The organism is Halomonas smyrnensis AAD6, from assembly GCF_000265245.1.
GTDB classification, from domain to species: Bacteria; Pseudomonadota; Gammaproteobacteria; order Pseudomonadales; family Halomonadaceae; genus Halomonas; species Halomonas smyrnensis.
On the sequence record NZ_AJKS02000016.1, the window covers coordinates 60,316 to 73,340 of the forward strand.

Annotated in this window: 8 protein-coding genes and 3 pseudogenes; 4 read left to right on the plus strand and 7 right to left on the minus strand. The window is 61.0% G+C overall.

All coding sequences use genetic code 11. From position 1 onward, the window contains the following. The first annotated feature begins 188 nt into the window (after positions 1–188). The 4 genes and pseudogenes from ltrA (at position 189) to UYS_RS0214370 (ending at position 2,918) form a co-directional block, all read left to right on the plus strand. On the plus strand, positions 189–1,700 hold the full coding sequence (ltrA, locus tag UYS_RS18140; RefSeq protein ID WP_083868122.1) for a group II intron reverse transcriptase/maturase: 1,512 nt from the start codon (positions 189–191) through the stop codon (positions 1,698–1,700). Between the two features lie 80 nt (positions 1,701–1,780). Then, a pseudogene (locus UYS_RS17505) lies at positions 1,781–2,245 on the plus strand (IS3 family transposase); the annotation flags it as partial. A gap of 143 nt (positions 2,246–2,388) precedes the next feature. After that, positions 2,389–2,646, plus strand: coding sequence for a type II toxin-antitoxin system RelB/DinJ family antitoxin (locus UYS_RS0214365; RefSeq protein WP_016856217.1), 258 nt, complete (start codon positions 2,389–2,391; stop codon positions 2,644–2,646). Continuing rightward, positions 2,646–2,918, plus strand: a complete 273-nt coding sequence (locus UYS_RS0214370) for a type II toxin-antitoxin system YafQ family toxin (RefSeq protein ID WP_016856218.1) — start codon at positions 2,646–2,648, stop codon at positions 2,916–2,918. The genes UYS_RS0214365 and UYS_RS0214370 overlap by 1 nt, the downstream gene beginning before the upstream one ends. A 660-nt stretch (positions 2,919–3,578) precedes the next feature. On the opposite strand, the gene lhgO is transcribed toward UYS_RS0214370, so the two are convergent. The 7 genes and pseudogenes from lhgO to UYS_RS18565 form a co-directional block, all read right to left on the minus strand. Then, complete coding sequence (gene lhgO, locus UYS_RS0214375; protein WP_016856219.1) at positions 3,579–4,772, minus strand: L-2-hydroxyglutarate oxidase; 1,194 nt, start codon at positions 4,770–4,772, stop codon at positions 3,579–3,581. Positions 4,773–4,943: 171 nt separating this feature from the next. Next, positions 4,944–7,085, minus strand: coding sequence for a TRAP transporter permease (locus UYS_RS0214380; RefSeq protein WP_016856220.1), 2,142 nt, complete (start codon positions 7,083–7,085; stop codon positions 4,944–4,946). 126 nt (positions 7,086–7,211) lie between these two features. Next, positions 7,212–8,228: a TAXI family TRAP transporter solute-binding subunit gene (locus UYS_RS0214385; protein ID WP_016856221.1), complete on the minus strand. Its 1,017-nt coding sequence runs from the start codon at positions 8,226–8,228 to the stop codon at positions 7,212–7,214. A 208-nt stretch (positions 8,229–8,436) separates the two neighbouring features. Further along, positions 8,437–9,813 (minus strand): sigma-54-dependent transcriptional regulator, encoded by a 1,377-nt coding sequence (locus UYS_RS0214390; RefSeq protein WP_016856222.1) that lies wholly within the window; start codon positions 9,811–9,813, stop codon positions 8,437–8,439. Beyond that, complete coding sequence (locus UYS_RS0214395; protein WP_016856223.1) at positions 9,806–11,584, minus strand: sensor histidine kinase; 1,779 nt, start codon at positions 11,582–11,584, stop codon at positions 9,806–9,808. The genes UYS_RS0214390 and UYS_RS0214395 overlap by 8 nt, the downstream gene beginning before the upstream one ends. Positions 11,585–11,926: 342 nt before the next feature. Further along, positions 11,927–12,476: pseudogene (locus UYS_RS18915) on the minus strand (IS1595 family transposase); the annotation flags it as partial. A gap of 391 nt (positions 12,477–12,867) precedes the next feature. After that, positions 12,868–13,025, minus strand: a pseudogene (locus UYS_RS18565) (IS30 family transposase); the annotation flags it as partial.

The window sequence follows — 13,025 nt, forward strand, 5'->3', positions numbered from 1 at the left end:
CATGTGAACGAGGGAAGGCTTGCATGGGATGCCAAGGGAGTGCGCCCCCGATGCCCGGCAAGCTGGCGGAGCCTCCGTAGTAGTCCGCGGTGGGGAAAGCCCACTACATGGCGAAGGGAGGCAGTTCAAGTGCCTTGTTCTTCGGATTACCTGACCCAGAGAGGTGAAGACCTTTGATAATCAGGGAAATGCAGAGCAAGCTGGCAACCTGGTCAGCAGCGGATCCGAACCACCGGTTCGATCGACTGCTGAGATTGATTGCACGGCGTGACTGGCTCCAAGAGGCGGCGTTCAGAACGCTGGCGTCGCCAGGGGCCAGAACCGCTGGTATCGACAGAGTAGATCGGCGAGTTTTCGAACAGAATTTCAACCAGCATCTGGAGGAAATTCGTGTTGAACTGCTGGACGGCACTTATCAGCCGCTGCCGGCACGCCGCATCTACATCCCCAAATCCAGCGGTAAACAGCGCCCGTTGGGGATACCGACCCTACGCGACAGGATTGTGCAACGTGCCATGCTGATGGCCATGGAGCCCGTCTGGGAAAGTGACTTCCATCGCCTTTCCTATGGGTTCCGGCCGGAGCGCAGCGTGCACCATGCCATTCGCACTGTGAAACTTCAGTTGACGGACGGTAAGGAAACGAGGGGCCGCTGGGTCATTGAAGGTGACCTGGCCAGTTACTTCGATACTGTACATCATCGGAAGTTGATGCGGTGTGTCCGTAAGCGGATTCGTGACGATCGTTTCCTGATGTTGCTATGGCGATTCATTAAAGCAGGACACGTCGACAAGGGGTTGTTCCATTCTGCCCACGACGGCGTGCCACAGGGTGGCGTACTCTCACCATTGCTCTCGAATATCATGCTCAATGAGTTCGACCAGTGGCTGGAAAAACGCTATCTGAGCAAGAAAGCCCGCAAGGACCGCTGGTACTGGAATTCCAGTATTCAGCTGCAACGACCTGTTGCCCTGCGTGAAGGTCGTCAGTGGAAACCGGCGGTGGCTTATTGCCGCTATGCTGATGATTTCGTTTTGGTAATAAAGGGAAACAAGGCGCAAGCCGAAGCCATTCGTGAAGAATGTCGGTGCTTCCTGGAAGATGGTCTTTCACTGACTTTGAATATGGAAAAGACCCATATCACACACGTCAATGACGGATTTACCTTCCTTGGACACCGAATCATTCGGAAACGAGGGCCCAACGGCACTATGCGTCCCGTCACGTCAATTCCTCGTGACAAGGCCAGAAATTTCGCCGCTACGTTGGCGAAAGAGCTGGCCGGCAATTACAGCGAGAATCGGATTGATATGGTAGATCGCCTGAATCGCCGCCTGGCGGGATGGGCCACTTTCTACCAATTTACTGACTATACCGCGATGACGTATAGGAAGATTGATGGCATTGTCTTCTGGCGACTCGCTCATTGGCTGGCGAGGAAGTACCGAGCATCTATCAAGACCCTGATGCGAAAACACTTCCGCCGACCTCGTGGGAAAGATGCCAAGACGTGGCAGTTCTTCGGGCCCAACCACTCTGGCAGTTTCTGTGTGGTAAGCCTGCGTCGACTGGTATCGAGTCGTAAGATGTCATTCCGATGGCGGCTTCCCGAGGCGAACCCGTATTTGCCAAGGGAAGAAGAACGCAATACCGTCACCTCTCGACACTGTGATGTTGCCTTGGCTTTGAGCCACACTTGAATGGAGAGCCGTATGCGCTGAGAGGTGCACGTACGGTTCGGAGAGGAGAAGCAGGGAGATAGTTCGACTACGCCCTGCTTCTTACTCTACTTCCGCTGGCACGTGGATTCATGTATCTGGTGGCAGTGATGGACTGGCACAGTCGTCGAGTGCTGTCGTGGCGGGTTTCCAACACGCTGGACACCGACTTCTGTATTGATGCCCTGGAAGAGGCACTGACACGCCATGGGTCGCCGGAGATATTCAACACGGATCAGGGCTGCCAATTCTCCAGCCAGGACTTCACCGACGTACTGGAGGCTCATGGCGTGACCATCAGCATGGACGGCAAAGGCTGCTACCGGGATAACATATTCGTGGAGCGACTCTGGCGCAGCGTGAAGTATGAGTGCGTCTACCTGAAAGCCTTCAAGGATGGGGCTCAGCTAAAACAGGAGCTGGGCCGCTACTTCATCTGGTACAACCAGGAGCGGCCTCATCAGGGACTGGACGATGCGACACCCGATGAGCTGTATTTCCCTCAATCACTGAACAAGGCGGCCTGACGCCGATGATGACCCGATCCGAGCTTAGATAGCCTGTCAGGTGGTCCAAAGAATGGGGTCCACTTCACCTCCGGTGATGACAAGGTGGAGTAGTACGGCTATAATGTAGCTACATTGTGGCTACGAAAGAGAAGGAGAATATCATGAGTGCTGATACCGTGGTCCGTGCCCGCATCGACAGCGAAACCAAAGAGCGTGCCACCGCCGCCCTTGAGGCCATGGGTCTATCCGTGTCCGACGCCATCCGCCTGCTGATGCTGCGGATCGCCGACGAGAAGCGCCTGCCATTTGCCGTGCAGGTGCCGAACGCCACCACGGCCAAGGCTCTGGAAGAGCTGGATGCCGGCAAGGGCAAGCGCTTTGATAGCGCGGATGCGCTGTTCGAGGACCTGGGCATCTGATGCTGACCCCAGTCCGTTCCAGCCAGTTCAAGCGAGATGTGAAGCGGGTCCAGAAGCGCGGCAAGGACATGGACAAGCTGCGGCGCTTGCTGGGCCTGCTGCTTGAGCAAACGCCCTTGCCGGATGCCTACCAGGATCATCCGTTACGGGGGAACTGGAAGGGCTACCGAGATGCTCATATCGAACCCGATTGGTTGCTGCTGTATCGCGTAGTGGATGACGAACTGCACTTGGCGCGTACTGGTAGCCACGATGATCTCTTCCGCGAGTAGGGAAGGCAGGAAAGGATGATACTTCACCTCGCCGGTATGGCCGCTCCTGACAATAAATCAAAGGGTTATACCCCGCCATAGGGCGATATTCTTTTTTCATCCCACATTAACGACCTTATCATGCGACTGGAGGATGGGGTGTTTAGGCGATGAACCTTCAATCACCGATTGTGATGATGAAGGACTGTCAGACCGAGCTTCCTGAGTTATTTGCCAAGCGGGTAGTCAATCACATGGTACCCGACAGATAACCGAGAATTTCGAGGCTGAAAATAAGCCAATAGCGCGACATTCGGTTCGATGCCGAAAAGGCCCCTTCGAGGCTGAAACGCTGACCATGGAGCCGCAAGAATATCGTCAGTGGGCCATTTCGAGGCTGAAAAACAACCAATAGCACGGCAGGCGTTTCGAGGCGGAAAGAGGCCTTTCGATGTCGAAGCGCCGGTGGTGGCGGGGAGAAGGGAGCGATCGCCCACGAGCGGCTCTATAGCGGGCCTGGTGGGGCATTAGCGATAAGCCCCGCCTTATCAGTAGCTGGTTTGCATATCAGCGTCTTAAAAGTGTAACCAGCAGCCCGGCCTTGTGCCGGGCTGCTGCGTTTTGGGACTCAATCCTCCAGTGAGAAGAAATCCCCCGCATTGTCTTCGAAGGCATCGGCGATCAACTGGCTTGAGCCTTCACCTGCTCGACGATGTGTGCGCCGATGGGGAGCGCGGAGGTGGCTGCCGGCGACGGGGCATTGCCGACATTGATGGTGCGGCGGGTGTTGACGAACAGGAAGTCGTCCACCAGCGTTCCGTCGCGAGAGACTGCCTGAGCGCGCACGCCGGCCGGGTAGGGCGAGAGATCGTCGAGGGTCAAGCTAGGACAATACTTGCGGACCAAGTCCAGGTAGCCCCGCTTGTGCAGCGAGTTCTTCATTTCCGAGAGCCCCGGGCGCAGGTTCCGAGCCAGGACCTTGCGGATGCCGGGGTTGGTCAACATCTGCGTGAGATCACGCGGGGACACGTCGCGTCGGCGATAGCCCTCACGCTTGAAGGCCAGCACGGCATTGGGGCCCACGGTGACAGAGCCATCGATCATCCGTGTCAGGTGCACTCCCAGGAAGGGCATGGAGGGATCCGGGATCGGGTAGATCAAGTGGTTGATGATGTCGTTGTGCTGCTCCGTCAGCCGATAGTACTCGCCGCGGAAGGGGCAGATGCTGAACCCCGGGTCCTGCCCTAATATGCGAATCACGCGGTCGGCCATCAGTCCTGAGCAGGTGACGAGATAGCGCCCGGTGATGTCGCCGTCATGGGTGGTCACGACCACTTCCTGTGACCGCTCCTCCAGGTTGGTGACCTCTGTGTTATAGCGGATCTCGCCCCCCGTGCGTTCAAACTCGGCCGCCATGGCGCGGGTCACGGCGGCGTAGTCGACGATCCCGCTGGAAGGCACGAAGATGCCGCCAAGCCCGGTAATGTTCGGCTCACGCTCGGCGAGCGCCCCGGGCTCCAGCCACTCGCGCTCCAGGCCATTGGCCTCGGTGCGCTCCCACAGCGCCTGCATGCGCTGCATCTCCAGGTCGTTGGTGGCCACCAGCAGCTTGCCGCAGCTGTCGTAGGGAATCTCGTGGGTCTCACAAAAGGCCTTGGTGGCGCGGTTACCCGCCAGGCAGAAGCGTGCCTTGAGACTGCCCGGGGTGTAGTAGACCCCGGCGTGGATCACTCCGCTGTTGTGCCCGGTCTGGTGGCGGGCCGCCTCGGGCTCCTTTTCTACCAGCAGCATCCGGCGATCCGGATAGGCCCGCTGGAGCTGCATGGCAGTGGACATGCCCAGGATGCCGCCGCCGATGATGATGAAATCGTACATGCCGTCCTCGTTCTTCGTTGTCCTGCGGCGCGGCGCCGTCCTGGCTGGCTGGGCCTGACGCAGTGCCGCGTCACTGGCCGGCGAGATGGCCCCGCCAGGCTCTTCGAAGCGGTGCGTGGCGGGGCTTCAGGGGGCACCACAGGGGGCTATCTTGCCGGCCGACCTGGCCGTTCAAGCAGGGCGGGCGTTGTATCCCACCTGCTGGCGCCCCTGCCGTGCGCTCCACACGAAGATGGCCAGGAAGATGCCCAAACCGACCAGGTCGATGGCGAGCATGCCGTGTGGCCACAGCATCAGCGCGCCAATCGGGAACATCAGCAACCGCAGCCACCAGGTCAGTTCGTGCTCGAGATACCCCTCAAGGCCGGCGATGATGGCGTAGATGCCAAACAGTGCCATGGCGAACACGAGAGTCATCTCCAGCGGCGTGCCGGTGATCAACGGTGACCAGACGAAGAGCAGCGGGACGATGTAGAGCCCTTTGGCAATCTTCCATGCGGTCAGGCCGGTACGCATCTGGGGGGTCCCGGCGATCGCCGCGGCGGCGAAGGCGGTCAGACACACCGGCGGCGTGACATTGGAGTCCTGCGACAGCCAGAAGATCACCATGTGCGCGGCCACCAGCGACATGGTCAGAAAGTGGGGCGACAGTGCTTGCTCATAGAGCTGGCTATTGAAGGTATCGGGGACGGCCTCGAGCAGTGACTGGGCTTCGGCCGGGCTCATCGGAGCGGCCAGTGCCTGCATTTGATCCGGCGCCGCGAGCATGAAGATCGCCTTGGCCTGTTCCGGCAGATTGCCGGCAACGAGCAGATCGACCAGCTGATCGTGGGCCATGAGGTTGTAGAGGGCGGGCGCCGACAGCGTCGCCAGCACGATGTAGGACGCGGTGACCGGAAGGCCCATGCCCAGGATCAGTGAGGCGATGGCGATCAGCACGATGGTGAGCAGCAGGCTGCCGCCCGCCCAGTCGGTGATCATCAGCGAGAAGGTATTGCCGATGCCGGTGGTCGAGACCACGTTGATGATCAGCCCCACGGTGATCAGCAGGATCGCGGTGGTGATCATGTTGCGCGTGCCCTGAACCAGCGCCTCGACGATGAGCTTCGGCGTCATCGGCTGCTGGGACAGCCAGGAGGCGACGATGACCGAGACGATCGCGATGCCCGCCGCATAGGTCGGGGTGAAACCATAGACGAGTGCCGCGACCAGCACGATCAGCGGCAGCAGATAATGCCAGCCGTTTTTGAGCACCTCACCGAGACGCGGGGCATCGGGATCATCGAGATGTTGGGCGTTGCTGCGCTTGGCTTCGATACGCACAAACATCGCGACCGACAGGAAGTAGAGCAGGGCGGGCAGGGCCGCGACGCCGATGATGGTCAGGTAGGACACCTGGGTATAGGAGGCCATGATGAAGGCGCCTGCCCCCATGACCGGTGGCATCAATTGGCCCCCCGTCGAGGCGGAAGCTTCGACGCCAGCGGCGAAGCGTGCCGGGAAGCCGGCCTTGCGCATCAGCGGGATGGTAATCACGCCGGTGGAGACCGTGTTGGCGACGGCCGACCCCGACACCGAGCCCATCAGGCCCGAGGAAAACACCGCCACGAAGCCGGGGCCGCCGATGAACCGTCCCGCGGCACAGCGGGCGAGCTCGATGATGAATGCGCCGGCGCCTGACTTGACCAGGAAGGCCCCGAAGAGGATGAACATGAACACGTAGGACCAGGAGATCCGGGCAATGGAGCCCAGCATGCCCTCGCCGCCGATGTAGCTCCGGAACAGCACCGTTTCCCACGACAAGCCGGGGAAGTTGAAGACGCCGCCCACGTACTGGCCCCACCAGGCCACATAGGTCAGCGCGATCACGCATAGCACCGGAATGAACCAGCCGGTGGTGCGCCGCGCGAACTCGAGGATCAGCCCCACGGCAAGAATCGAGACGATCCAGTCGGAGGCGATGAAGGTCACGCCGCGCTCGTAGAGGGCGTTCTCGAAGACCATCAGGTAGCCCGCACAGCCGATGGCGGCCACCGCCAGCACGATATCGATGGCGAACACGGCTCGCCGTGCCCCGGCCTTTTGAGGCCGCGCTAGCGGCACGGCCAGGGCGCACAGCGCGCCGAACAGGCCGAAATGCAGCGCACTCGTCCAAAGCGTGGAGAGCGTCGAGAAGGTGTTGAAGTAGAGGTGCACACAGGCAATGACGATAGCAAAGGCGGTGAGACAGGGGCCCAGCCAGGCATGGGAGAGACGTTCCTCGGCCTCCTGTGCATCCTCATCGCGTATGGAATCGGGGGTTGAGTGGCTCACAGCGAACTCCTGAAAGCGGCGTGCGTCATGGGGGAGTGACAGCGTCGTGATCGAGCGCGGCACCGTTCGATGGAGGGGTAGCAGAGCGCCCGGCCATGGTGCCGGACGCCCGCTGGGGGAGTCGGATTACTCCGCGATCAGCCGCTCGGGGATCTCCAGCCCCTGCTCCTCGAAGAAGCGCGCCGCACCCGGGTGCAGCGGCATGGGCAGGCCGACGATGGCCTTCTCCAGCGCCATCGCCTTGGTCGCCGGGTGGATGTTGTTGAGGAACGGCAGATTCTCGTACATCGCCTTGGTGATGGCGTAGACGTCATCGTCGGGCACGTCGGCGCGTGCCGCCAAGATATTGGGCTGGGCGATGGTATGGATCACCTCGTCCTGATTCGGGTAGGAGCCGGCGGGGATGTCGTAGGCCGACCAGAGTTCGAACCGGCTGTTGACCTTCTCCAGTTGCTCCTCGGTGAAGTCCAGCGTGGTGATATCGCCATCGGCATTGGCGTAGGCGCGTGTCACCGCCGAGGCCGGCACGCCGGCGGGAATGTTCATGCCGTCGATGGTGCCGTTCTGCAGGGCGTCGGCGCTCGGTCCGTAACCCAGGTAGGCGATATCCATCTCGTCCGGCGAAATGCCCAGCTGGCCGAGGATGTAGCGACCGGACCCTTCGGTACCGGAGTTGCGTGCCCCAATCGAGAACGACGCGTCGTAGAGGCTTGTCATGTCGTCGATCGTGCCGGTGTCGACCCTGTCGTTATTGACCACGAAGTGTTCGACGTTCTGCCACAGCATCGACACGCTGCGCAGGTCCCGATACGCCTTGGGGACGGGGCCTTCACCTTCCCAGGCATACGCGCCATACAGCCCCTGAAGAATGCCAAACTGGGCCTGATCCTCGTCCATCAGCTTGAGGTTCTCACTGGAACCGGCGGAGCTGATCGCCGAGAGAGCGATGCCGCTCTCGGGTTCGAGCTTGACCTTGACCAGCGTCGAGAGCGCGACGCCGACGGGATAGTAGGTGCCGCCAGTGGTGGCCGTGCCCATGATGTACTGGTGGGATTCCTGGGCCAGGGCAGAGGTCGCGGAAATGCCCAGCGCGGCGGCAGAGGCCAGGCCGATGGCGGATTTGAGGAACTGACGTTTGTGCATGCCATGTCTCCCTTGAGGACAGTGAGCGTTTGTTATGTATACGCCCGCTCGAATGCAAAGCACTTGCCAGAAAGGTATAAGGCTTTTTGTTTCAGGTGGTTATAGTGAAAAAAGAAGAGGCGGGTGCGCGTCGTCGGCCATTTTATGCCGAGGTGACACGCCGGCATCGGCCATTTTTTGCCGATGCCTTGAAAGCGCGACAGGGAGGTCAGGAAGGGGCATCGGCCGTCTTGCCGGTGCCGTCCTGTTCGCAGAACGCCTCGCGACGTAGACCGTGGCGCTGCATTTTCTGATTGAGTGTTCTTCTCGGCAGGTCGAGCTCGTCGAGGACTGCCTGGATATTGCCACGGTGGCGAGATAGCGCGGCACGCAGCAAGGAAGCCTCAAAGGCCGCGATCTGATCGGCGAGTGACCCTTCGGTCGCGTCCCCGGGCGCCACCTCGAGGAAAGGGATGTCCAGGTGGAGCGTGAAACGCGTCGCCGCGTTGCGCAATTCGCGCAGGTTGCCCGGCCAGTGGTAGCGCCCCAGCGCCGCCAATAGTTCCCCATCCGCCTCGCGTTGAGGACGCTGATGCACCTCGGCAGCCTGGCGGCTGAAGTGGAGGAACAGCGTGGCGAGGTCTTCGCGACGCTCCCGCAGGGGAGGGATGCTCAGCTCGGCGATGGCCAGCCGGTAATACAGGTCCTCGCGAAAGTCACCGCGTGCCGACTGCTGCAGCAGGTCGGTCTTTGTCGCCGCCACCACCCGCAGATCGACCCGGATGACCCGATTGCTGCCCAGTCGCGTGACTTCCCCCTCCTGCAGCGCCCTCAGCAATTTCACCTGAGTGGCGAGGGGCATCGACTCGATCTCGTCGAGAAACAGGGTGCCGCCACTGGCGTGTTCGAGCTTGCCGACGCGGCTCTCCACGGCACCGGTGAAGGCGCCTTTCTCGTGGCCGAATAACTCGGACTCGACGAGTTCCGGGGGGATGGCGCCGCAGTTGAGGACCACGAATGGCGTGGCGTCGCCGGTACCGAATTCGTGTAGACAACGCGCCACGACCTCCTTGCCGCTGCCGGTTTCGCCATGGACCAGCACATGGGCGCGCGTCGAGGCGAGATTAGCGATCTGGTCGCGTAAGCGCTGCATGCTCGGCGCCTCACCGATCAGTCGTGCCGCCAGGCCGCCCTGACGCAGTGCCTCGCGCAGACGGCGGTTTTCCTGCCCCAGACGGCGGCGCTCCAGCGCCCGCTGAACTTGCTCCTCGAGTCGCTCGGGGTCGTAGGGCTTCTCGATGAAGTCCCAGGCTCCCTGACGCATGGCTTGTACCGCCATCGGCACATCGCCGTGGCCAGTAATCAGCAACACCGGCAGGTCATCATCCGTGTTCTGCACGGCCTGCAGCAGTTGCAAGCCGTCGAGGCCGGGCATCTTGACGTCGGAGATCAGTACGCCACAGGGAGAGCCGGCCCGGAGTTCGTCGAGCGCCGCCTGGCCGCCCGTGAAGGTGCGTACCGGTAAATCGCACAGTTCGAACCACTGGGTCAGCGATTCCCGTACGCCAGGATCGTCATCGACTAGCCAGACGGGCAGTTCACTCATGTCGGGTGTCCTCGTGGTCAGGTTGCCGCGATGCTTCGTCCTCTACCCGCGACAACTCGACATGGAAGACGGCGCCGCCGAGGCGGCCGGGGCGGTTTTCGGCGCGGATGCGGCCGTTGAGATCCTGAACGATCCCATAGGCGATGAACAGTCCCAAGCCGAGGCCGTCGCCCACCTCCTTGGTGGTGTAGAACGGGTCGAAAATATGCTCGAGGGTCGCCTCGTCGATACCAGGCCCATTGTCCGCCACGAACAGGTCGACCCGCTGGGGGCCCAGCGTCACGCGAATGTCCAGCCGTGGGGAGGGCACATCGTGGAGGGCATCCAGGGCATTGCGAAGCAGGTTGGTGAGCAGTTGCTCGACGCGAACGCTATCGCCGGCGACCCATGCCGGGGATGCCTCGGGCAGTGCCAGGTGGAGCTCGACTTCCTGACGCTGTAGACGGTCCTCGAGTAGCCCGAGCACGAAGTGCAGCCGCGCCCCCAGGTCCACCGGTTCAAGCGCTCCGCCCTTGTGGGCGAAGATTTTGAGCTGGCGGATCAGCGTCGCCAAGCGATCGGACAGGTCGTGGATATGGCGGAAGTTGGTGATGGCGGTGGCCTCACGGCCGCGTTCCAGCAGGCGAGCCCCGCTGGCCGCATAGGTTCGGATGCCGGCCAAGGGTTGGTTCAGTTCGTGGGCGATCCCTGCCGCCATGGTGCCCAGCGCCGCGAGCTTGCCGGCCTGGACCAGTTCCGCTTGGGCCGCCTCGAGCTCCTGGGTACGCGCCTGTACCCTGGCTTCCAGACGCTCGTTTGCCTCGCGAATGATGCGCGCTTCACGATCTCGGAGGCGCTGCCGCTTCTGGCGTTCGCGCAGCCAGAGGCCCAGCAAGAGCAGGGCCAGGGTGGCGCCTGAGGCGGCCAGAAGAGCGTTGCGCGCGACGGTGTAGAGTGGCCGGACGGGGACCAGGTAGTGCATGGTCCAACCGAGCGTTGTCTGGGGTAGGGTCATATCGAAGTAGCGTTCTCCCACGTCCCCATTGCCTGCGCTACCGATATGCAGCGAGCCGTCGGGCAGGCGCTTGCCGAGCGGACGCAGCGGTGTCTCGAGAAACTGGCGCTGATCGTTGATCTCCTCCATGGCGTTGTCACCGATGTCACCCAGGCGACGGTACCGCCACTCCGGCCGGCTTGAGAGGATGACCACGCCGTTGGCATCGGAGAGCAGCACTTGCTCGCCGGCCTGTCGCCAGTTGTCCTGCAAGCCCTCCAGCGACACCTTCACGACCAATACTCCGGCGGGGCGTCCCGAGGCGCCGCCCTTGACGGCGGCAGAGACAAAGTAACCGGCGCGTCCCGTGGTGCTGCCGATGGCGAAGAACTCTCCCTGACCCGTGGCCATGGCATCCTGAAAGTAAGGCCGGAAGGCATAATGGTGGCCGAGAAAGCTGTCTTCGTCGGCGTGGTTGCTGGCGGCGATGGTGACACCCTCATCATCCATCAGAAAGATCGCCTTGGCTCCCGAGCGTTTGGCTACCTGGGCCAGGTAGCGATTGACCTGAGCGGTGAAAACGCCCACTTCATCGACCGCCGCCGCCTGGACCAGAGAATGGCGAGCCAGCAGGCCCGGGAGGTAACTGAAGCGCTCTAGCGCTCCATCGAGGCTGCCGGTGTAGAGCGCGAGGCGCGAATCGGCGTGTTGGCGTGCCTCATGCGTGACACGCTCAAGCTGCCAATGCCACACCCACCACAACACCAAGGCGAGAGTGGCGGCGGCGATGACGATCATCAGGTGTCCGAGGCGGCGACGAAGCAGGTGGGTCACTGGGCCGGCCCCCGTTGGCCTGCATGATGGCGGGAATGCATTGGGTCGAGATGACCGGTATCGAGTATCGGGTCGAGGTGGAAAAACCGCGTATGGCGTCGGTAACGCGAGGGGAGAGGCATATGGCATTTCACCTTCTGCTAGATCACTGACGGTGGATCGTCACGACAAACCACCGCCACGCCGCTCAATAGCCTGCCTCGTCCTGGTGACGCTGCCAAGGGGAAGATGCCGTGCTCAGTATCAACACGTGTGCTATTTGGGTTGATCGATGTGCTGGTGCGTGACCCTGCCAATAGCTAGATCAGCAGTGATGTTCTGGATGTGAAAGGCCCCCGCGTGGATTCGCTGTTCAGACCTAGCTTGCACCACCGGATAAGTGATGCCATAGCAGCGTGCGAAGGCCGAGTACACGCTGGCACCATTTGTCCAGAGCACCGCTTGCTGATCGATGAGGGGAGATAGGATATGTAGAGCATCGAGCTTGTCCAGGAGGAAGTCTGCCCTGCCGTATGACCCTCTCGATCGCGTACTACCATCACCGGTATCTGTTCGGGCCTCGTCTCTCGCTTCTTGCCCACGCCGCCACGTCGACGCGATGGCATGGCAGGTCGCGCTGTCCCTTGAAGGGTTCCAGAAAAAACGTTTCATCGACTTCCTCGATGCCGTTCCCGGTGGGCGTGAGTTGAGCCGCCAGCACCAGAAACCGGTGTCGCCAACGAAAGGCTGTATTCTTGCTGATGGCGCAGCGCTGTGTTGCCGCTCGCGCGGTTAGCCTCCCAATCAGGGTTTGGGTATACATCTGCTAGCACGCGACTTGAGGAACGCGTGCCAGTGGTGTCGCCGTCAGCGTGTTGGTGTGCTCGGTACGAAAGTTTTTCATCTTTTTACGGCCTTGGATTAAAGCTATAAGCGCAGCACCTGCGTTCTTCAGGTCCCCTGAGTATTCTCCCAGGAATACTCCCGCCTGGTACGAATGTTGGGAGGGGCCGCTTTTGGCACTGGCAGCTTCGCAGGATGAGCTTCAAAGTCTTTTCAATATGTCGGAGTGGATGATCGATATGGTGTGGGCATAATAAAGAATCGTGGTTCCAGAGTGCCTGTGGCCAATCCACTTGGCGACGACTTCATAAAGGTTACCTCGCTGAAGAATGTCTTCGCCTTCTGCCGAGCAAAAATGCTCAAGAGCTTCTTGGCAACGATCATCCTGAAATAGTTGGCGGATGCAGGTTCTGAGTGCAACACCGTCAATGCATTGATGACGGAGCATCATGGTACTGCGCCATCAGTTCACTCATCATTTCAATGGGACATTTGAAGTCGAACCGCTTCCGCGGGCGCATGTTGAGCTCAAGCGCTATCTCATCCAGTTCTTGCTGGCTGTAGACCGATAGATCCGTTCCCT

Bases quoted from the DNA above. Each gene is read 5' to 3' on its own strand.
- UYS_RS0214395 (WP_016856223.1), bottom strand. From the start codon at position 11,584: ATGATCGTCATCGCCGCCGCCACTCTCGCCTTGGTGTTGTGGTGGGTG.
- UYS_RS0214365 (WP_016856217.1), top strand. From the start codon at position 2,389: ATGAGTGCTGATACCGTGGTCCGTGCCCGCATCGACAGCGAAACCAAA.
- lhgO (WP_016856219.1), bottom strand. From the start codon at position 4,772: ATGTACGATTTCATCATCATCGGCGGCGGCATCCTGGGCATGTCCACT.
- UYS_RS0214370 (WP_016856218.1), top strand. From the start codon at position 2,646: ATGCTGACCCCAGTCCGTTCCAGCCAGTTCAAGCGAGATGTGAAGCGG.
- ltrA (WP_083868122.1), top strand. From the start codon at position 189: ATGCAGAGCAAGCTGGCAACCTGGTCAGCAGCGGATCCGAACCACCGG.
- UYS_RS0214385 (WP_016856221.1), bottom strand. From the start codon at position 8,228: ATGCACAAACGTCAGTTCCTCAAATCCGCCATCGGCCTGGCCTCTGCC.
- UYS_RS0214390 (WP_016856222.1), bottom strand. From the start codon at position 9,813: ATGAGTGAACTGCCCGTCTGGCTAGTCGATGACGATCCTGGCGTACGG.